Below are 20149 nucleotides of genomic sequence, written 5' to 3'. Positions count from 1 at the left end.
TAAAGTGCGCCCGCCCGTGCACGAAAAGCCAGCAGCCTGTCGGGGGCAGTTGCAGAGCGACCGTACGCCAACTCTGCTACCTGTCGAAGGAAGCCGCGCTCTCGATTTGATCGAGTCTTTTAGCCCCTTTTCTCGCCCGACGCAGAGCGGTGAACGCTCGGGATCAATGCTTCCCATGCGAGCCAGCGCCCTGCGTGGATCTGCCATGAGGGTACCCGGCAGCTCCACTCCTCTTGTGGTTTCCTGGCGAATATGGGTAACCGGGGTTTCCGTGCAACTTTGCTATTGAGCGTGCTGACGCAGAACTTCGAGTAACTCTTCAGCTCCTTGAGTTCGAGTGAGAGCATGTCTTTTGGGCATAACAACAGCACGTCTCCAAAGGAATACAACTGGAACGCCTCGATTTCTATTTTTTGCGAATCACGCTGACGCGTTTTCCACATCGTGGCATCCAAGTCTTGCAGCTTGATATCGTCTGGCAAGGCGTAGCGCTCCACCGTTTGTTGGCGAACCGATAATCCTCCTGCCGCGATGTAGGTTATCTGGCTCAAACTGCCTGGCGAGAGCAATGTGAAGGCGCAAAAAGCGAAGACCATCGCCACCAGGCCATTAAAGGTCCGCCGGTAGATATCCCCCTTGAAACAATAAAATACGATGACCGGTAACAGAGTGAAGATGAGTGTCATCCAGGACAGACCCGCTACGTAGGGAACTGTGTCGGGCGTTTCCCTCTCCATGTGCGAACGTATCGTCAAAAGGATTGGAAAGGCTGCGAAGATCACCGTCAGGAATATGGAAAGCGAGAGCACGGAGACGAGTCCGAATTCTTTGCGAGCCTGTACCCACGACAGTAGTCGTTGCCATTTTTCTTTTACGCAGCGCCGTGCGGACGCGGTCTTTTTTCCGCATTCGTGCACTAAGGCGTGCCATTTTTTCATCCAGGCTTTCGGCGGGCGGGTTGCCTTATGCGTTGAAAGCCTCTTCTTTTTTGCCTGTTTGCTGGCTTCCAGACGTTTCAAGCGGGCACGATCCAGCCTGGCTTGGACAAGTGTGCTTTTTCTGACAATTCGCTTGAATGGTGTGACGGCGTACATGAGCCAGCACACCACGAAGACGATCAGGAGCAACGCGATGAAAGTCTCCCAGGCGCCCAATGGTATGGGCGGGAAAAAGGTGGCCCAGATGAAGGCGCTAAACCCCACCACGGTCAGGACCGTCAGATAAAACAGAACCCTCGGTTGGTTGTCCTTCAAGTTAGAAAAAAGCAGAACGGAGCAGCCGAACATCCACGTGGTTCCCCCGAGGATGAATAGATATGAAAGCATCAGTAGCAGGACCAGCACGACCCAGACCAATAAAGCAGACTTCACATCGATCGACGGCATGAAGAGATCGATACGTCCAATCGTGCGGGTGTAAAGATACAGCGTGACGAACCCTAAACCTGTCGCGAGCAGGCCGAAAGTGACTGTAATTTGAGTCCAGTAGTCAAGAATGCGTTTGACGGTTTGCTTGAGCACTTCAGCGAAGGTTCTGTCAGGTGTGACGGACAAGGCGTAGCTCCCTTACGAGGTAAAAATTCCTGGCAGGTATAGTAGCGCCAAGACTCGCCAGTTAACGCTCCGGGGTTTAACTAGCCTCAATTCAACGGATGTGCTGTGCGTAATGTTTCGGATTCAGGCGCAACACCATTCCCATCATCAACACCATGACCGCCATGAGCGACCACCAGGCCCACTCGAAGCTCCCCAATCGATCGCGGATCATTCCGGCAACCAGTGGCGAAAGCCCGGCAATGAGATAGCCAATTCCCTGCACGAACGCTGTAAGGCCACCGGCCCGGCGTGGGTTGTCCACGTGGTCGAGGGATACGATCAGGCTCATGGGGAACAGGCCGCCGATACCCAGCCCCAGCAGGCAGGGCCAGAGCAGGCTGAAGCGTTCCGGGCTGAGGATCAGGCCGCAGAAGCCGCTGATGATCAAGGCCAGCAGGACGCTCAGGACCAGGCGTTTATCCCGGCTGCGGTTGGCAATCGCGGGGGTTACCAGCCCAGAGAGCACTTCCATTGCCGTGAGGAACCCCAACAGCAGGCCAGCGTGCTGTTCGCTCCAGCCTTTTTCTACGTAGTACGGCGCCAGCCAGGCCAATACGCACGTGTAGGAGGCGGTGCCCAAGCCAAAGAAAATCGCCAGGAGCCAGGCCCGGGCGTTGCTGGCAAACGCTTCGTGATGCCGGGACGCTGCTTCGGGCAAAGGGATGACGCTCGCTCGCTGAGCGTACCAGCAGCCCAGGGCGACCAGTGATAACGATGCCCAAATGGCCAGGCTGACGCGCCAACTGCCGGTCTGCACCAGGACCAAAGGTGAAAACGATGCGGCAATTGCTGCACCGCCCATGATGGAAGTGACGTACAAGCCCATGAGCAGTGATACGTGATCGGCGAAGCGCGACTTGATCAGTGCCGGCATCACAGCCTGGATCAAGGCTATCCCGAGCCCGGCCACGACCGCACTGGCGATCAACCCGGCGGCGCTGTCCAGATACAGGCGCGAGGCTGTGGCGATACCAACAATCAACAGCGACAGCACGATGGTGCGGTGCTCGCCGATACGCAGGGCGATGCGCATGCCGAGGAACATTGCCAAGCCCATCGCCATGACAGGCAACATGGTCAGCAGCGACGCCGCGCTGAAACTCAAGGGGACTTCGCCGCGAATCGCTGGTAACAACGGCCCGACGGCTGCCATCGAAGGCCGTAGATTCAGCGCTACCAATACGATGCTGACCATTAGCCAGCCGGCATGGGTGCTTGAGGTTCGAACGTTTTCCATAACAGAGCCTTGGTTGGAACAAAGCGCTATTTAGGCTGGGGCACGCTGCCTTGGGCAAACTGAAAACTGGCGGGGCCTATCGAAAAACTAAATCCAGCGCCAATCGTTGAAGGCTCGCTTTTGTGGCGAGGGGATTTATCCCCGCTGGGCTGCGAAGCAGCCCCAAAAAAAGCACGAATGCCATTTCGCCTCGTGCAGTGTGGACTCATGTTTTGGGGTCGCTTCGCAACCCAGCGGGGATAAATCCCCTCGCCACAATGTAGTTCGCAATCTGTCCTGTTTATCCCATCACCGGACTCAACGTCCCCAACCACGCCACCAGCGCCAGGATGATCACTGCCACGGAGAATTCCAGGACCATGCTGCGCCGCAAGGCAGTCACCGCGACGCCATGTTCGCCGGTCTGTCTGGCCTGTTCCAGCAATGGGCTCAGATGGAAGCGGTTCAGCGCCGCGAACACCAACATGGCGGCGAACAGGATGAGCTTGAGTGCCAGCAATTGACCGTAAGTGCTGTCGAGCAGCCCATCGACATTCGGGCCGACAATGAACAGGTAATTCACCACGCCGGTCACACCGATGATCGCCACGATCAGCGCCCCGGCGGTTTCGAACCCGGTCAGTGTCCGGGCCAATACCGCCAACTGCGGCTCGGCCTGGCGAAGCAACAGGGCAAACGCAGCCAAGGCGCCCACCCAACCACCTGCCGCCCACAGGTGCAGGAAATCGGTGATGAAGTGCCAATTGCGACGCGAGCCTTCGTCCATGGCGCCGTGGCCTGCCCAGGCGAGTGTTGCCAAGGCCACGGCACCGCAGAGCGTGGCCAGGCCGAGGCTGGCGGTCGACCAACGTTGGCTGAACATTACGGCGAAACCGGCCAGCAGCAGCGCAGCCATGCGCAGCATCCAGGCCCAGCCGACATCCGTCTCGAACACCATCATTTCAATGTGCGGCCACAGCTCGGTCCAATCCGCGACGCCGCTCATGGCCCAGGCCATGCACGCCATCGCGGCCAGGGAAAGCAGGCCGCCAAGCACCACTGTGATCGCCAGCAGCGACCCGAAAGGCAATACGGCGCCCGATACTCGCTCCTGCCCTCGCAAGCTATAGAGGCCAAAGGCGGCCAGGCCGAACAGCAACATCAGGTCCACGTACAGGGCAAAGCGCAACGCAATATTGATCGAGTCGCTCACGAGTCACTTCACCTTGAACGTGACGTTGCCGGTAATCGGATGAGTGTCGGATGACACCGCGCGCCACTGGACCTGATAGGTGCCAGCGGAGAGCGGCGCGTTCGGCACGATGACCATGGTTTTCGGATCGTCGCTGCCGGACACTTTGGCCGGCATGGGCATTGGTGAGTGCGCCGACATGCCGGGCATCTCGGTCATCATCAGCTTGGCACCGGAAAACTTGGTCATCAGGTTTTCGGAAAAATGCAGCTCGATCTTTGTCGGCGCTGCCCCCTCGGCACCTTCTGCCGGGGTTGAGGACAGCAGTTTCGGATGGGCCTGGGCCAGGCCACTGACCAACAGGCCGGTGGACAGCGCGGCGGCGATGACAGCGTTTTTGATGAATGACATGCAAGGACTCCTACAGCACAGGTTTTCTAGGTTTTTTAAAAGGAATAATGGTGACGCCGTCAGAACCACAGGCGCACGCCGAGTACCAGGCGTGCCTCGCTGCGGTCTTCGCCTTCTTCCCGGGCATAATCGGCGGTGTTGCCATAGACGCGGTTCCAGGTGACGCCGATATAGGGCGCAAACTCGCGGCGGATTTCGTAACGCAGCCGCAGGCCGACTTCAGTCTCCGACAGGCCCGCGCCGACGCCGCGGTCGGGGTCGTTCTTGCCGTAGAAGTTGGCTTCGGCGGTCGGTTGCAGGATCAGGCGATTGGTCAGCAGGATGTCGTAGTCGCCCTCCAGGCGCGCCGCACTCTGGCCGCCTTCACCGATATAGGCGGTGGCCTGGGCTTCGAAGTTGTACAGCGCCATGCCTTGAACGCCGAGCGCCGCCCAGGTCTGCGGATCACCGGGCTTGAAGTCCTGGCGCACGCCAGCCACCACGTCCCACCAAGGGCTGACTGCGTGGCCCCACAAGGCTTGGAGTTCGGCTTCTTCGGTCTTGCCGTTGGTGCGTTCGCCTTCGGAGCGCAGCCACAAGCGGTCGATGTCGCCGCCGATCCAGCCAGAGGCGTCCCAGCTCAGGGCGCTGCCGTCATCGGCGTCTTGCCATTCCAGTTGGTTGATGAGGAAAAACGAATTGATGGCGCTGTCATGCACCGCATGGCCGTTGTGGTCTTCATAAACGGCGGCGCGGTCGGCAGCGGTCAGTTCAGGAATGGGCGCGCGGCTGCTGGTCGGCGCGGCTTCCATCGAATCCATGCCCTGCATCGAATCCATGCCTTGCATCTGGCTGTGGTCCATCCCCTGCATCTGGCTGTGATCCATGCCTTGCATATCATTGCTTGCGGCCCAGGCCGACAGGCTGGTGCCCAGGAAAAGAACTGCGAGGGGCACGCAACGGTATTGAAAAACAATGCTCATGGTCGGCTCCTTATTCCTGTACCCGGACTTCACGGAACATGCCCATTTCCATATGGAAGAGCAGGTGGCAGTGATAAGCCCAGCGTCCGAGTGCATCGGCGGTCACCCGGTAGCTGCGTTTGGAACCCGGTGGTACATCAATGGTGTGCTTGCGGACCATGAACTGGCCGTTCTCATCTTCGAGGTCGCTCCACATGCCGTGCAGGTGGATGGGGTGGGTCATCATGGTGTCGTTGATCAGCACGATGCGCAGGCGCTCGCCGTACTTGAGCAGCAACGGCGCGGCGTCGCTGAACTTCACGCCGTTGAACGACCAGGCGAATTTCTCCATGTGCCCGGTCAGGTGCAGCTCGATGGTGCGCCCTGGCTCGCGCCCGTCGGGGTCGGCAAAGGTGCTGCGCAGGTCCGCGTAGGTCAGCACCTTGCGACCGTTGTTGCGCAGGCCCATGCCCGGGTCATCGAGCTTGGGCTTGACGCTCATGGCCTGCATGTCCACCAGCGGGTTGTCTTTCTCCGTGGCGGGATGGGCCTGCATGGCACCCATGCCTTGCATGGCGCCGTGATCCATGCCTTGCATGGCATTATCGTCCATGCCCTGCATCTGGCCATGGTCCATCCCTTCCATACCCTGCATCGAGTTATGGTCCATGCCGCTCATTTCGCCCATGCCAGCCATGCTGCCGTGATCCATGCCACCCATGCCCATGTCGTCCATCGTGACCAAGGGGCGAGGGTCAAGGGGTGGCACTGGCGCCGACAGTCCTGCCCGGCTGGCGAGGGTGCCACGGGCATAGCCGGTGCGGTCCATCGACTGGGCGAACAAGGTGTAGGCCTCTTGCGTCGGCTCGACGATGACGTCGTAGGTTTCAGCCACGGCGATGCGCAATTCGTCGACGCTCACGGGCTTGACGTGTTGGCCATCGGAAGCCACGACGGTCATTTTCAGGCCAGGGATGCGTACGTCGAAATAGCTCATGGACGAGCCATTGATGAAGCGCAGGCGAATCCGCTCGCCAGGCTTGAACAGGCCGGTCCAGTTCATGTCCGGCGCCTGGCCGTTCATGAGGTAGGTGTAGGTGGCGCCGCTGACGTCGGCCAGGTCGGTGGGGTTCATCTTCATCTCGGCCCACATCTTGCGATCGGCCACGGTGGCGCCCCAGCCGTTCTTGCCCACGTCATCGATAAAATCGCCGACGGTGCGTTTGTTGTAGTTGTAATAGTCCGATTGCTTCTTGAGCTTGCGGATGATGTCGGTGGGGTCTTCGTCGGTCCAGTCGGTGAGCATCACCACGTAGTCCCGTTCGTACTGGAAGGGTTCGGGCTCCTTGGCGTCGATGACCAGCGGCCCATAGACGCCGGCCTGCTCCTGGAAACCGGAGTGGCTGTGGTACCAGTAAGTACCGTTCTGCCGGACCTTGAATTGATACACGTACAGGCCGCCGGGTTCGATGCCCTTGAAGCTCAGCCCGGGCACGCCGTCCATGTTGGCCGGCAGCAAGATGCCATGCCAGTGGATAGACGTGGTGTCGTGCAGGCGGTTGCGCACCCGCAGGGTCACGGTGTCGCCTTCGCGCCAGCGCAGCAGGGGCCCCGGGATGCCGCCGTTGATGGTCTGGGCGGTGCGTGGGTTGCCGGTGAAGTTGACCGGGCTTTCGCCGATGAACAGGTCGAATTCGGTGCCGCTCAGTACGTTGGGCTGACCGGGGCTGGTGACGGCCCAGACGGGCGGGCGCCACAGGCCGAAGCCCCCCAGAATGCCGCCAGCGGCGAGGCCTTTCACAAAGGTTCGCCGGGAAGTTTTTGTTTGCATGCGGTGAAAGTCCGTCAGTCGATTCGCTGCGTGCAGGAGGTGGGCCTCCTGCGTAGGTCTGAGCAAAAGATGACACAGGCGGAGGCGGCGAGTGATTACATTTCAGTCAGCTTGGTGGGGGTGGGAAGTCAACAATTTCTTGGCGAACACAAGTTTGTGGCGAGGGGATCTATCCCCGCTGGGGCGCGAAGCGGCCCTAAAGCCTGACACCGAAGTGCATCAGGCATAGTTGCATTCATCATTTCGGGGCTGCTGCGCAACCCAGCGGGGATAGATCCCCTCGCCACAGGTTTGTGTTCGGCCTATATGTCGTGATACGCCTGGCCGGGCACAGGTCAGAATGATCTTTTGCAACGGCGGGATATTCTGTAGCCTTGCCGGCTTCACGCTGTCCCGTGCCTGATGGACACTCACTTTCCCGGCGGTACCCGAGTGGTCCGGAGCCGGGTGTATACTCGACTTTCGCGCAAAACGCGCCCATAGGTCTTGCGAACATGACGCAAATTTCCGAACGCCTTCTGGTCCAGGCTCACCTCGACGCTAAGCAGCCCAAGCCGCTGTCGGCCGAGCAAGAGGCCTGGTACCGCGCCGCCATCGCCGCCGAGCTCAAGGCTCAGGACGCGGTGCTGGTCGCGCACTTCTACTGTGACCCGATCATCCAGGCCTTGGCCGAAGAGACCGGAGGCTGCGTCTCCGACTCCCTGGAAATGGCCCGCTTCGGCAATGCCCACCCGGCCAAGACCGTGGTGGTGGCCGGCGTCAAGTTCATGGGCGAGACCGCCAAGATCCTCAACCCCGAAAAGCGCGTGCTGATGCCGACCCTGGAAGCCACCTGCTCCCTCGACCTGGGTTGTCCGGTGGATGAGTTCTCGGCGTTCTGCGACCAACATCCGGAGCGCACCGTGGTGGTGTATGCCAACACCTCGGCGGCGGTCAAGGCTCGGGCCGACTGGGTGGTGACGTCCAGCTGCGCACTGGAAATCGTCGAGAGCTTGATGGACAACGGCGAGACGATCATCTGGGGACCGGACAAGCACCTGGGCACTTATATCCAGCGCAAGACCGGTGCCGACATGCTGCTCTGGGACGGCGCCTGCATCGTCCACGAAGAGTTCAAGTCCAAGCAGTTGGAAGACATGAAGGCACTGTACCCGGACGCCGCGATCCTGGTTCACCCGGAGTCGCCGACCTCGGTGATTGAACTGGCCGACGCCGTGGGCTCCACCAGCCAATTGATCGCCGCCGCCCAGAGCTTGCCGAACAAGACGCTGATCGTCGCCACCGACCGCGGCATCTTCTACAAGATGCAGCAGCTGTGCCCGGACAAGGTCTTCATCGAAGCCCCCACCGCCGGTAACGGCGCGGCGTGCCGCAGTTGCGCGCATTGCCCGTGGATGGCGATGAACACCCTGGAACGTACGCTTCAGGCGTTGAAGGATGGCAGCAACGAGATATTCGTCGACCCGGCGCTGATCCCCCAGGCGATTCGCCCACTCAAGCGCATGCTGGACTTCACCCAGGCGGCGCGGATGAAGTTGGCGGGGAATGCCTGAAGCTGAAGAATATCTTCAGGCTTGCGGGGCTTTCTGTGGCGAGGGGATTTATCCCCGCTGGGTCGCGAAGCGGCCCCATTTGGTCATTCTGACACTCTGTGGTGTCAGGTTCAGGGCCGCTTCGCAGCCCAGCGGGGATAAATCCCCTCGCCACACTGTATTCCAAGCATTATTTGGTGTCCCTACTTGGTCTTCTTGGGAATCCGCACCAACTGCGTATCCGAGTAGATGTCATGCCAGCCACGCTTGCGCTTGTCGAACAGTGCCCAGATGAAGCCTGCGCCGACCAGCAGCAGTGATGCAATCGACACCACGAAGCGCAACAACGCCTGCCACAGGCTGATGGCCGTGCCATCGGCGTTCTGCACGCGGATGCACCACACCTGCATGCCCAGGGTCTGGCCGTTGTGGGTCCAGAACTTGGCGAAGAAGCCGAACAGCACGAAGAGCAGCACTGTGGACAGTAGCGGATCGCCGTCCAGTGCGCCGGCATCGGTGAGGACGCGCATTTTTTCTTCGCCGATGATCGCCATCTGGATCATCTTGTACACGCCACCGGTGACGATCAGCAGTGCCGTGCATAGTAGGAAGTCATAGAACATCGCGGCCAGGCGACGGCCCAGGCCGGCGGGAGGGAAGTCACCCTGGGGGATGAGCAGGTGTTTCGACATGACGGCCTCGAGCCAAAAAGAAGCCATTTTACGGATTTGCGGCCATAAAAAAGCCCCTGATATCAATCAGGGGCTTTTTAGTTTGCGAAAGCCTTAGGCTTCGGCTTGGACCTCGTCAGCCTGCATGCCTTTCTGGCCTTGCACGGCGACGAAAGTGACTTTCTGGCCTTCTTTCAGGCTCTTGAAGCCGTTGCCCTGGATGGCACGGAAGTGTACGAACAGATCCGGACCGCTTTCAGGGGTGATGAAACCAAAACCTTTTTCGTCGTTGAACCACTTGACGGTACCGCTCTGACGTTGGGACATTTTCTTATTTCCTTGACGCTAAATTAATGACAGCCTCTTTCCACACGAAAGAGTACTGGGGCTGGGTTGCAGGAAAGTAAGATGACGTCGAACGGGTTGTAGCTAACTTCGTAGGCTACTGCCCAGGTCACGATCCAAGCGACCCATGCAAACACAGTGATCAAACTCTACGCCAACTTCCAACGAAAAAACAACCCCCCTCAAGAGCCCGGATTTGCTCAGCTTGCCGGTGTTTTAGATGCTTCGCCGGGGAAGGCTTATTCAAAAGGCTATTCCGATTGTTCTGTGGCGTTATAAGCCCGGTTGAATATCACTACATGCACCTTTTTATGGCGGTTGCGTTACACATTAGTGCACGTTTAACGCAACCGCGTTACTTATAGAAACAAGCAATCAACCTCGGTAGTAGCGCTGTGGAACGAATGGCATTTTGCTTACAAGCAGAGGCACTTTTTTCCCACGCACTATGGCCCAGACTGGTGTATCCAAGGCGACGTAGGCGCTGTCCAGATAACCCATCGCCAACGGACCGCCCAGTGTCGGCCCGAAGCCGCCGCTGCACACCGTACCGATGGTCTCGCCGGCTTCGTTGACGATCTCCGCGCCTTCGCGCACTGGTGTGCGTTCCTGGGGCAGCAAGCCGACGCGTTTGCGGCTTACGCCGTTCTGTTGCTGGGCAAAGACGGTTTCAGCCCCCGGAAAGCCCCCGGCACGTGCGCCATCGGCCCGGCGGACCTTGGAGATCGCCCAGAGCAGGCTGGCTTCAATGGGCGTGGTCTCGGTGTTCATGTCGTGGCCGTAAAGACACAGGCCGGCTTCCAGGCGCAGGGAGTCTCGGGCGCCAAGACCGATGGCGGCCACCTCTGGCTCGGCCAGCAGGGCGTGGGCGAGTTTCTCCGCATCGGCCGCCGGCACGGAAATTTCGAAACCGTCCTCACCGGTGTAGCCCGAACGGCTGACAAAGCAGTCCACGCCCAGCAGGGTGACGCGCTGGAATTGCATGAAGGTCATTTTCGCCACGTCCGGCGCCAGGCGTGCGAGTACGGTGACCGCGGCCGGGCCTTGCAGGGCGAGCAGGGCGCGGGCTTCGAACAGCGGCTCGATGCTGCACTGGCCGCCGATTTTCCCTTGCAGGTGAGCCAGGTCTTGATCCTTGCAGGCGGCGTTGACCACCAGGAACAGTTCGTCGTTGCCCAGGTTGGCGACCATCAAGTCGTCGAGGATGCCACCGTTGTCGTTGGTGAACATCGCGTAGCGCTGCATGCCCACGGGCAGATCGATGATGTCCACCGGCACCAGGGTTTCCAGTGCCTTGGCAGCATCCGCGCCGGTCAGGCGGATCTGGCCCATGTGGGACACATCGAACAAGCCGGCCTGATCACGGGTGTGCTGGTGTTCTTTCATCACGCCCAACGGGTATTGCACCGGCATGTCATAGCCGGCAAACGGCACCATGCGGGCGCCGAGTTCGAGGTGCAGCGCGTGCAGCGGGGTTTTCAACAGTTGTTCGGTGGACATATCAGCTCCTGGAAAAATGAAAGTGGCACGCATCAGCATTCGATGATGTTGACCGCCAGACCGCCGCGGGCGGTCTCCTTGTATTTGCTTTTCATGTCGGCGCCGGTCTGGCGCATGGTGCGGATGACTTTGTCGAGGGAGACGAAGTGATGGCCGTCGCCACGCATGGCCATGCGCACCGCGTTGATGGCCTTCACCGAACCCATGGCGTTGCGTTCGATGCAGGGCACCTGGACGAGGCCGCCGATGGGGTCGCAGGTCAGGCCGAGGTTGTGTTCCATACCGATTTCGGCGGCGTTTTCTACTTGCTGCACGGTACCGCCCAACACTTCGCACAATGCGCCGGCAGCCATGGAACAGGCCACGCCGACTTCCCCCTGGCAACCGACTTCAGCGCCGGAGATGGAGGCGTTTTCCTTGTACAGGATGCCGATGGCGGCGGCGGTCAGCAGGAATCGCACCACGCCATCTTCGTTGGCCCCGGGAATGAAGCGCATGTAGTAATGCAACACGGCCGGGATGATGCCCGCCGCACCATTAGTGGGCGCCGTGACGACACGGCCGCCGTAGGCGTTTTCTTCGTTGACGGCCAGGGCATACAGGTTGACCCAGTCCAGCACTGACAGCGGGTCTCGCAAGGCCGCTTCGGGGTTCTTGCACAGCTGGCGATGCAACGCAGCGGCCCGGCGCTTGACCTTCAGCCCGCCCGGCAGGATCCCTTCGTTGCGACAGCCCGCCGCTACGCAATCCTGCATTACCTGCCAGATCTTCAGCAGGCCGGCGCGCGTTTCGGCTTCGGGGCGCCAGGCGCTTTCGTTGGTCAGCATCACCTGGCTGATGGACAGGCCATAAGTGCTGCAATGGGCCAGCAAGTCTTTTGCGCTCTTGAACGGGAAGGTCAGGGGCGTGGCATCTTCGACGATACGGTCGGCGCCGGCCGCGTCTTCATCGACGACAAAGCCGCCGCCCACCGAGTAGTACTCGCGGCTGCGCACTTGCAGGCCCGCCGCATCGAAGGCGCGGAAGATCATGCCGTTGGGGTGGTAGGCCAACGGCTTGCGGATCATCGCCAGATGCAATTTTTCGTTGAATTCGATGGTATGTTCGCCAAGCAGGTTCAGGCGACCGCTGCTGCGGATCTCCTGGAGCCGGGCGGTCACTGTTTCGGTGTCCACGGTGTCGGGATGCTCTCCTTCGAGGCCCAGCAGCACGGCCTTGTCGCTGCCGTGGCCTTTGCCCGTGGCACCGAGGGAACCGTACAGCTCGACTTTGACGCTGGCAGTGGTATTGAGCAGCTCATCACGACGCAACCCTTCGACAAAACGGGCCGCGGCACGCATCGGGCCGACCGTGTGTGAGCTGGAGGGGCCGATGCCGATCTTGAACAGGTCGAACACGCTTAACGACATGGTGTTTCTCCGGTTTCTTTTTATGGGATCGACTTTGAAGATGTGACTCAGGCCCCTTGTGGGAGCGAGCTTGCTCGCGATAGCGGTGTGGCAGTCACTCAAATGACAACTGACAGTCCGCTATCGCGAGCAAGCTCGCTCCCACAAGGGATATTCGGAGGGCGGATGGACCGCCCCCCTTCATGGTCAAGCGTAGCTTTCGATCGACGGGCAGGCGCAAACCAGGTTGCGGTCGCCGAACACGTTGTCGACCCGGCCTACTGGCGGCCAGTACTTGCCTTCGATCAATGACGCTACCGGGTACACCGCCTGTTCGCGGCTGTAAGGATGAGTCCACTCGCCGACCAGTTCCGCCGCGGTATGCGGGGCGTTCTTCAGCGGGTTGTCGTCCTTGTCGAGGCTGCCGTTTTCCACCGCGCGGATTTCTTCGCGGATGCAGATCATGGCGTCGCAGAAGCGGTCCAGTTCTTCCTTGGATTCGCTTTCGGTCGGCTCGATCATCAACGTGCCGGCCACTGGGAACGACATGGTCGGGGCGTGGAAGCCGAAGTCGATCAGGCGCTTGGCGACGTCATCGACGCTGATGCCGCTGCTGTCCTTGAGCGGACGTAGGTCGAGGATGCATTCGTGGGCCACCAGGCCGTTGCTGCCGGAGTAGAGCACCGGATAGTGCTCTTCCAGGCGACGGGCGATGTAGTTGGCGTTGAGGATCGCCAGTTGCGAGGCGCGCTTGAGACCCGCGCCGCCCATCATGCGGATGTACATCCAGGTGATCGGCAGGATGCTCGCGCTGCCGAACGGCGCCGCGCACACTGCGCCTTCCTTGCGTTCCATGTTGGCGTGGCCTGGCAGGAATGGCGCCAGGTGTGACTTGACGCCAATCGGGCCGACGCCCGGGCCGCCACCGCCGTGGGGAATGCAGAAGGTCTTGTGCAGGTTCAGGTGCGAGACGTCGCCGCCGAACTTGCCTGGCGCGCAAAGACCGACCATGGCGTTCATGTTGGCGCCGTCGATGTACACCTGGCCGCCGTTGTCATGGATGATCCCGCAGATTTCGCGGATGCCTTCCTCGAACACGCCGTGGGTGGACGGGTAGGTGATCATCAGCGCGGCGAGGTGCTCGCGGTGCTCGATGGCCTTGGCGCGCAGGTCTTCGATGTCGACGTTGCCACGGGCATCGCAGGCGGTCACGACCACGCGCATGCCGGCCATGTTGGCGGTGGCCGGGTTGGTGCCGTGGGCCGAGGACGGGATCAGGCAGATGTCGCGACGGTCTTCGCCACGGCTCTGGTGATAGGCGCGGATCGCCAGCAGGCCGGCGTACTCACCCTGGGAACCGGCGTTGGGTTGCAGCGACACCGCGTCATAGCCGGTGGCGGCGCAGAGCATGGCTTCCAACTCGTCGGTCAGTTGCTGGTAACCGGCGCTCTGCTCGGCCGGGGCGAACGGGTGCAGGGCGCCGAACTCGGCCCAGGTCACCGGGATCATTTCGCTGGCGGCGTTGAGTTTCATGGTGCAGGAACCCAGCGGGATCATGGTGCGATCCAGGGCCAGGTCCTTGTCGGCGAGCTTGCGCAGGTAGCGCATCAGCTCGGTTTCGGAGTGGTAACGGTTGAACACCGGGTGCCCGAGGATCGCCGATTGGCGTACCAGCTCGGCCGGGATGCGGCTTTGCACGTTGGCGGCCAGGGCGGCGAAGTCTGGCGCGGCCTTGCCGTCGGCCAACAGGCCCCAGAGGGTTTCGATATCCGCTTGGCTGGTGGTCTCGTCCAGGGACAGGCCAACACGCTCAGCGTCCACCACGCGCAGGTTGATGCGCTGGGCACGGGCCTTGTCGTGCAGGGCGGCGGTTTGCGCGCCGGTGTGCAGGGTCAGGGTGTCGAAGAAGCTCTCCTGCTCGACGCTCAGGCCCAGCGCGCCCAGGCCCTTGGCGAGGATCGCGGTCAGGTGATGGATGCGGTTGGCGATTTGCACCAGGCCTTTGGGGCCGTGGTACACGGCGTACATGCTAGCGATGTTGGCGAGCAGTACTTGGGCGGTGCAGATGTTGCTGGTGGCTTTCTCGCGGCGGATGTGTTGCTCGCGGGTCTGCATCGCCAGGCGCAGGGCCGGCTTGCCGAAGCGGTCCACGGAGACGCCGACCAGGCGGCCCGGCATGTCGCGCTTGAACGCATCCTTGGTGGAGAAGTACGCCGCATGCGGACCGCCGAAACCCAGCGGCACGCCGAAGCGCTGGGCGCTGCCGATGGCGACGTCGGCACCGAATTCGCCCGGAGGCGTCAGCAGGGTCAGGGCCAGCAGGTCAGCGGCGACGGCCACCAAGGCGTTGGCGGCGTGGAAGCGTTCGGTCAGTTCGCGATAGTCGAACAGGTCGCCATTGCTGGCCGGGTATTGCAACAGCGCGCCGAAGAAGGCGCTGACGTCGCTCAGTTCACGCTCATCGCCCACGACTACGTCGATGCCCAGGGGCTCGGCACGGGTGCGCAGCACGTCGAGGGTCTGCGGGTGGCTGTGCACGGAGGCGAAGAAGGCGTTGCTGCCCTTGTTCTTGCTCAAGCGCTTGCAGAAGGTCATGGCTTCGGCGGCGGCGGTGGCTTCGTCGAGCAGGGAGGCGTTGGCGATCGGCAGGCCGGTGAGGTCGCTGATCAGGGTCTGGAAGTTCAGCAGCGCTTCGAGACGGCCCTGGGAAATTTCTGGCTGGTACGGGGTGTAGGCGGTGTACCAGGCCGGGTTTTCCAGCAGGTTGCGCAGGATCGGTGCCGGCGTGTGGCAGTTGTAGTAGCCCTGGCCGATGTAGGTCTTGAACAGTTGGTTCTTGGCGGCGATGGTCTTGATCGAAGCCAGTGCGTCGGCTTCGCTCTGGCCGTCGCCCATGTCCAGCACGCTGGTGCCCTTGATGCTTTCCGGGATGACGCTGGCGCTCAGGGCCTCCAGGGAGTCGTAGCCCAGGCGCTCGAGCATGGCTTGCTCGTCGCTGGCACGCGGGCCGATGTGGCGCGCGATGAATTCGTTGGCAGTGCCGAGATTAACAGTCATGTGGCGCTCCTCAGGCTTCGGCGTTGGCTTTGATCAGGCGGTCGTAGGCGTCTTGATCCAACAGCTTAGCCACTGCGTCGGCGTCGGTCGGTTTAAAACGGAAGAACCAGCCTTCGCCCATCGGATCTTCATTGACCAGTTCCGGGCTGCCGTCGAGTTGGCCGTTCACTTCGAGCACTTCACCGTCCAGGGGCATGTACACGCCGCTGGCGGCCTTGACCGATTCCACGGTGGAGGCTTCGGCGCCTTTGGCATAGGCCTGCAACTCAGGCAGTTGCACAAAAACCACGTCGCCCAATGCGTTCTGCGCAAATGCGGTAATGCCTACCGTGACGGTGCCGTCGGCTTCGGCGCGCAGCCATTCGTGATCTTCAGTAAAACGCAACTCGCTCATGGAAACTCCTGGGGCCAGATTTCGTCTGGTGGACGCGAAGAAGGCGCGGGGCTTGGCCCGGCCGAATGGCTATACCCTTAGCAAGAACGTGGCCAATTTTAGTAAACCCTTATATATCAATTGGTTGACTCGTTTTTTGCGACGCTCGGCATTTCAGGCTGTAGCGAAATCGCTACGGCTTGAAGGCTGGAAAAAATCGTTGTGGGATCAACGCCTTGCACAGTGCAGGTTGGCGCCGAGTGTAGCGATATCGTTCCGCTGTAGCGCTTTCAGTACAGGTGGAGGTCGCTTTTGATGCGATTCTCGACCACAACTCAGAACCCCTGTGGGAGCGAGCTTGCTCGCGATGACGGTAGCCCAGTCAGCCATAGGGTGACTGACACACCGCTATCGCGAGCAAGCTCGCTCCCACAGAGGAATTGCGGCGGGCTTACGGCTTATTGGGAATGCCGTACTTGCGCAACCGATGGGCAATCGCGGTGTGGGAAGTTTGCAGGCGGCTGGCGAGCTGGCGGGTGGAGGGGTAGTTGACGTAGAGGCTTTCGAGCAGGTGCTTCTCAAAGGTTTCCACGGCCTGCTCCAGGCTTTCGACCTCCACATCGCCCTGGCGCGCCACGGAGGTGCCGGCGATGTCGAGGTCGCCGATGTCCACCAGGTTGCTTTCGCAGATGGCGGCGGCGCGGAAGATCACGTTCTGCAATTGCCGCACGTTGCCCGGCCAGCGGTTGCCGAGCAACGCCGGATAGGTGCCGGGCGCCAGGCGGCAGACCGGGCGCTGGATCTGCGCGCAGGCCTGCTGCATGAAATAACGCGCCAGTAGCAGGATGTCCTGGCCACGTTCACGCAGCGGTGGGACTTCGACGTTGAGCACGTTCAGGCGATAGAACAAGTCTTCGCGGAACGAGCCTTCGCTGACCATCTTCTCCAGGTTGCGGTGGGTGGCGCTGAGAATCCGCACGTTGACCTTGATCTCTCGGTCGCCACCGACCCGGCGGAAGCTGCCATCGTTCAAGAAGCGCAGCAGCTTGGCTTGCAGATACGGCGACATCTCGCCGATTTCATCGAGGAACACCGTGCCCTGGTTCGCCAGTTCCATCAGCCCCGGCTTGCCACCGCGTTGGGCTCCGGTGAAGGCACCGGGGGCGTAGCCAAACAGTTCGCTTTCGGCCAGGTTTTCCGGCAGCGCGGCGCAGTTCAGGGCCAGGAACGGTGCGCCGTGGCGGGCGCTGATGGCGTGGCAAGCCCGGGCCACCAGTTCCTTGCCGGTGCCGGTTTCGCCCTGGATCAGCAGCGGCGCGTCCAGCGCCGCGACCCGTTGTGCCCGCGCCTTGAGGGTGCGGATCGCCGGGGATTCGCCCAGCAATGCGTCAAAGCCTTCGGCGTGATCGTGATGCAGCGCCGACAGGCGTTCACCGATGCGGTTCGGCTGGTAGAGCGTCAACAGCGCGCCGGCATCGGTGATGGGGGTGGCGTCCAACAACAAGGTCTGGCCGTTGAGGGTGATTTCCCGCAGCGGCAAGCGAAAGCCGTTTTCCAGCAAGGCGTCCAGCAGCGCGGCGTCGCCGAACAGCTCGGCCACGCTTTGCCCGGCCGGTTCGCGTCCGTACAGGGCGATCAGTGCCGGGTTGGCCAACAGCACCTTGCCGGCGCTGTCCAGAGCCAGCACCGGGTCGGTCATCGCCGCAAGCAAGGCATCGAGCTGCAAGTGCCGCCGCTGGCCCGGCAGGATGTCCACCACGGTGACCGACTCCACGCCGCGCACACTGAACAGTGCCTCGCGCAACTCGTCGAGCACCTGTGGGCTGAGGGTCGGGGCGTCGATGTAGACGTTGGGCGGCACCATCTCCACCGCATCCAGATTGAGATTGCGCCCACCGAGCAAGGCCAGGACTTCCTGGGTGATGCCGACGCGGTCGATGAAGCTGACGTGGATACGCATGGGGCGGTTCTGGGTTCTGGAGTGCGGAGGGGGGCAAGTATGCCTTGGGGCGGGCTGTTGGTGAAATCCCGGCGCAGCCTTGAGGCTGTACAGTGATCCCCTGTGGGAGCGAGCTTGCTCGCGATGGCTGAGTGTCAGCCACCCTTTTATTGACTGATACACCGCTATCGCGAGCGAGCTCGCTCCCACAAAGGTTCCCGCAGAGGTAGCTACAACCCCACATCCCACTCCGGCGTCTCGGGAAACCTGAGCACCAGGAAATCCAGCAAGCTGCGCAGCGCCGAGGGCATGTGCTTGCGCGACGCATACACCGCATACATGTTCATCCGGCGCGGTTCGGCGTGGGCCAGCAGGCGTACCAGTTCGCCGCTCTGGATATGAGGACCGGCCTGGTAGCTCGGCAGCATCGCCACGCCCGCGCCGGCTATCGTTGCCTGGAGCAAGGTGCTGGCTTCGTTGGCGCTGATGTTGCCTTGCACCGGCACCGAGACCTGTTCGCCGTCCTGCTCGAAATGCCACAGGCTCTTGCCGACGTACGAATGGGTCAGGCAGTTGTGCCGGCTCAGGTCTTCCACTCGCTGCGGTGTCGAGTGTTCCCGCAGATAGCGCGGGGCGGCGCAGATGACTGAGCGGCAAACCGTGAGGCGCCGGGCAATCAGGTTCGGGTCGAGGTCGTTGCTCATGCGGATCGCCAGGTCGATGCGTTCGTCCACCAGGTTGACGGTGCGGTCGAGCATTTGCAGGTCAACGCTCACGCCTGGGTAGCGCTGGACGTATTCGGCAATCGCGCTCGCCAATTGCGACTGACCGAACGAGGGGCTGGCGCTGATGCGCAGCATGCCCCGTGGCGCGTCTTCCGGCGTGCTGACGGCCGCTTGCATGTCGCCGGACAGCTCCAGCATCTGTCGGCAGCGCGGCAGGATCTCCGTCCCAGCGGCCGTCAGGCTCAGCTTGCGGGTGGTGCGGTGCATCAATCGGGCGCCGACCCAATCCTCCAGCTCCGCCAGGTAACGCGACACCACCGGCCGCGACAGGTCCAGATGCTCGGCCGCCGCGGATTGGCTACCCAGGTCCACCACGGTGACGAACACCCGCATTGCTTGTAGACGATCCATGATTTGCCCGATTTCAGAAACAAACTATGTTCCAGCATCGCATTTTTTGTAATGAGTTTGGCAACTAAGCTCCGTTCATTCCCTTGCGGGCCTTTGCACAACGGAGCACCTCATGACCGGTTTCACCCCCATCAAACACTTGTTGCTGGCGACCGCGGCGCTGGTCTTCACGGCCCAGGCCTGGGCCGCCGACTTGACGCTGGATGTCTATAACCCCGGCGCGGCGGCAATCTTCCCAGTGACATCGGTATTGGTCAGCGGTGAAAAGGAGGCGATCCTTGTCGACGCGCAGTTCGGCAAATCCCAAGCCGAACAGCTCGTCGAAAAAATCCGCGCCAGTGGCAAGCGGTTGACCACGATCTATATCAGCCACGGCGACCCCGACTACTATTTCGGCCTGGAAACCCTGGTGGCCGCTTTCCCTGAAGCCAAAGTCTTCGCATCCGCGCCGACCGTCGAGCACATCAAGGCCACTGCCGACGGCAAGTTGAAATATTGGGGGCCGATCCTGAAGAGCGATGCGCCGTCCAAGACGTTCGTGCCCCAAGTGCTCAAGGGCGACAGCCTGACGCTGGAAGGCAAGCGCTTGCAGATCGTCGGCCTCGAGGGTCCGCAGCCAGACCGCAGTTTCGTGTGGATTCCATCGATCAAGACCGTGGTCGGCGGCGTGGTGGTGGCGGAGAACATTCATGTCTGGATGGCTGATACCCAGACGCCCAAGTCCCACAAGGATTGGTTGGCGACGCTGGACAGCATTGAAAAGCTGCAACCGGCCACTGTGATTCCCGGCCATTACCTGGGCGAAAGTGCCCGCTCCCTGGCTCCGGTGCGCTTTACCGCCGGTTACATCAAGGCCTTCGACGAAGAAACCGCCAAGGCCAAGGATTCCGCCGCGTTGATCGCCGCCATGAAACTACGCTATCCGGACCTGGGGGAAGACAGTTCCTTGGAACTGAGTGCCAAGGTGGCAAAGGGTGAGATGAAGTGGTGACAGCCAATCTTTGATCAGAACGCTTTTTTGT

Annotated in this window: 16 protein-coding genes; 2 read left to right on the top strand and 14 right to left on the bottom strand. The window is 61.3% G+C overall.

Translation table 11 applies throughout. The features are described 5' to 3' along the window. Window positions 1–119: 119 nt before the first annotated feature. The 6 genes from Q7C33_RS01205 to Q7C33_RS01180 form a co-directional block, all read right to left on the bottom strand. Window positions 120–1553: a hypothetical protein gene (locus Q7C33_RS01205; protein ID WP_407682691.1), complete on the bottom strand. Its 1434-nt coding sequence runs from the start codon at window positions 1551–1553 to the stop codon at window positions 120–122. Between the two features lie 91 nt (window positions 1554–1644). Next, window positions 1645–2832, bottom strand: coding sequence for a cyanate transporter (locus Q7C33_RS01200; RefSeq protein ID WP_198797892.1), 1188 nt, complete (start codon window positions 2830–2832; stop codon window positions 1645–1647). 280 nt (window positions 2833–3112) lie between these two features. Beyond that, a complete protein-coding gene (copD, locus tag Q7C33_RS01195; protein WP_030140789.1) occupies window positions 3113–4024 on the bottom strand; it encodes a copper homeostasis membrane protein CopD in 912 nt (303 codons plus the stop codon). A gap of 3 nt (window positions 4025–4027) precedes the next feature. Then, window positions 4028–4414, bottom strand: coding sequence for a copper homeostasis periplasmic binding protein CopC (copC, locus tag Q7C33_RS01190; RefSeq protein ID WP_198797890.1), 387 nt, complete (start codon window positions 4412–4414; stop codon window positions 4028–4030). Window positions 4415–4473: 59 nt separating this feature from the next. Beyond that, a complete protein-coding gene (locus tag Q7C33_RS01185; protein ID WP_258649318.1) occupies window positions 4474–5376 on the bottom strand; it encodes a copper resistance protein B in 903 nt (300 codons plus the stop codon). Between the two features lie 10 nt (window positions 5377–5386). After that, window positions 5387–7186 carry a copper resistance system multicopper oxidase gene (locus Q7C33_RS01180; protein ID WP_407682690.1) on the bottom strand — a complete coding sequence of 600 codons (1800 nt, stop codon included), beginning with the start codon at window positions 7184–7186 and terminating at the stop codon, window positions 5387–5389. Window positions 7187–7680: 494 nt separating this feature from the next. Between Q7C33_RS01180 and nadA the strand changes: the two genes are divergently transcribed. Further along, window positions 7681–8739, top strand: a complete 1059-nt coding sequence (gene nadA / locus Q7C33_RS01175) for a quinolinate synthase NadA (protein WP_030140785.1) — start codon at window positions 7681–7683, stop codon at window positions 8737–8739. Between the two features lie 182 nt (window positions 8740–8921). On the opposite strand, the gene Q7C33_RS01170 is transcribed toward nadA, so the two are convergent. The 8 genes from Q7C33_RS01170 to Q7C33_RS01135 form a co-directional block, all read right to left on the bottom strand. After that, window positions 8922–9410, bottom strand: coding sequence for an RDD family protein (locus Q7C33_RS01170; protein WP_030140784.1), 489 nt, complete (start codon window positions 9408–9410; stop codon window positions 8922–8924). Between the two features lie 93 nt (window positions 9411–9503). Continuing rightward, entirely contained in the window at window positions 9504–9716 is a 213-nt protein-coding gene (locus tag Q7C33_RS01165; RefSeq protein WP_003175786.1) for a cold-shock protein, read from the bottom strand. Between the two features lie 393 nt (window positions 9717–10109). Then, window positions 10110–11234, bottom strand: coding sequence for a glycine cleavage system aminomethyltransferase GcvT (gene gcvT, locus Q7C33_RS01160; protein WP_407682689.1), 1125 nt, complete (start codon window positions 11232–11234; stop codon window positions 10110–10112). Window positions 11235–11266: 32 nt separating this feature from the next. Beyond that, window positions 11267–12643, bottom strand: coding sequence for an L-serine ammonia-lyase (locus Q7C33_RS01155; RefSeq protein WP_030140782.1), 1377 nt, complete (start codon window positions 12641–12643; stop codon window positions 11267–11269). A gap of 186 nt (window positions 12644–12829) precedes the next feature. After that, the gene (gene gcvP / locus Q7C33_RS01150; protein ID WP_198798044.1) at window positions 12830–15679 is read right to left on the bottom strand and encodes an aminomethyl-transferring glycine dehydrogenase; all 2850 of its coding nucleotides are present in this window, start codon (window positions 15677–15679) and stop codon (window positions 12830–12832) included. A 10-nt stretch (window positions 15680–15689) separates the two neighbouring features. After that, on the bottom strand, window positions 15690–16073 hold the full coding sequence (gcvH, locus tag Q7C33_RS01145) for a glycine cleavage system protein GcvH (protein WP_030140780.1): 384 nt from the start codon (window positions 16071–16073) through the stop codon (window positions 15690–15692). Window positions 16074–16503: 430 nt separating this feature from the next. Next, window positions 16504–18012 carry a sigma-54-dependent transcriptional regulator gene (locus Q7C33_RS01140; protein WP_323154694.1) on the bottom strand — a complete coding sequence of 503 codons (1509 nt, stop codon included), beginning with the start codon at window positions 18010–18012 and terminating at the stop codon, window positions 16504–16506. Window positions 18013–18221: 209 nt separating this feature from the next. Continuing rightward, window positions 18222–19127 carry a LysR family transcriptional regulator gene (locus tag Q7C33_RS01135; protein ID WP_080628572.1) on the bottom strand — a complete coding sequence of 302 codons (906 nt, stop codon included), beginning with the start codon at window positions 19125–19127 and terminating at the stop codon, window positions 18222–18224. A 112-nt stretch (window positions 19128–19239) separates the two neighbouring features. Between Q7C33_RS01135 and Q7C33_RS01130 the strand changes: the two genes are divergently transcribed. Beyond that, window positions 19240–20118 (top strand): MBL fold metallo-hydrolase, encoded by an 879-nt coding sequence (locus Q7C33_RS01130; protein WP_030140777.1) that lies wholly within the window; start codon window positions 19240–19242, stop codon window positions 20116–20118. The last annotated feature ends 31 nt before the right edge of the window (window positions 20119–20149 follow it).

This window comes from Pseudomonas sp. BP11-1-1 (genome assembly GCF_052112105.1).
GTDB lineage: Bacteria > Pseudomonadota > Gammaproteobacteria > Pseudomonadales > Pseudomonadaceae > Aquipseudomonas > Aquipseudomonas alvandae.
The sequence above is the reverse complement of the archived record's forward strand: the minus strand, read 5'-3'. Positions and strand labels throughout refer to the sequence as shown.

Coding starts and splice junctions, on each gene's coding strand:
- Q7C33_RS01140 (WP_323154694.1), bottom strand. CDS start 18,012: ATGCGTATCCACGTCAGCTTCATCGACCGCGTCGGCATCACCCAGGAA.
- Q7C33_RS01180 (WP_407682690.1), bottom strand. CDS start 7,186: ATGCAAACAAAAACTTCCCGGCGAACCTTTGTGAAAGGCCTCGCCGCT.
- Q7C33_RS01185 (WP_258649318.1), bottom strand. CDS start 5,376: ATGAGCATTGTTTTTCAATACCGTTGCGTGCCCCTCGCAGTTCTTTTC.
- gcvH (WP_030140780.1), bottom strand. CDS start 16,073: ATGAGCGAGTTGCGTTTTACTGAAGATCACGAATGGCTGCGCGCCGAA.
- Q7C33_RS01130 (WP_030140777.1), top strand. CDS start 19,240: ATGACCGGTTTCACCCCCATCAAACACTTGTTGCTGGCGACCGCGGCG.
- gcvP (WP_198798044.1), bottom strand. CDS start 15,679: ATGACTGTTAATCTCGGCACTGCCAACGAATTCATCGCGCGCCACATC.
- gcvT (WP_407682689.1), bottom strand. CDS start 11,234: ATGTCCACCGAACAACTGTTGAAAACCCCGCTGCACGCGCTGCACCTC.
- Q7C33_RS01200 (WP_198797892.1), bottom strand. CDS start 2,832: ATGGAAAACGTTCGAACCTCAAGCACCCATGCCGGCTGGCTAATGGTC.
- Q7C33_RS01165 (WP_003175786.1), bottom strand. CDS start 9,716: ATGTCCCAACGTCAGAGCGGTACCGTCAAGTGGTTCAACGACGAAAAA.
- Q7C33_RS01135 (WP_080628572.1), bottom strand. CDS start 19,127: ATGGATCGTCTACAAGCAATGCGGGTGTTCGTCACCGTGGTGGACCTG.
- Q7C33_RS01170 (WP_030140784.1), bottom strand. CDS start 9,410: ATGTCGAAACACCTGCTCATCCCCCAGGGTGACTTCCCTCCCGCCGGC.
- nadA (WP_030140785.1), top strand. CDS start 7,681: ATGACGCAAATTTCCGAACGCCTTCTGGTCCAGGCTCACCTCGACGCT.
- copC (WP_198797890.1), bottom strand. CDS start 4,414: ATGTCATTCATCAAAAACGCTGTCATCGCCGCCGCGCTGTCCACCGGC.
- Q7C33_RS01155 (WP_030140782.1), bottom strand. CDS start 12,643: ATGTCGTTAAGCGTGTTCGACCTGTTCAAGATCGGCATCGGCCCCTCC.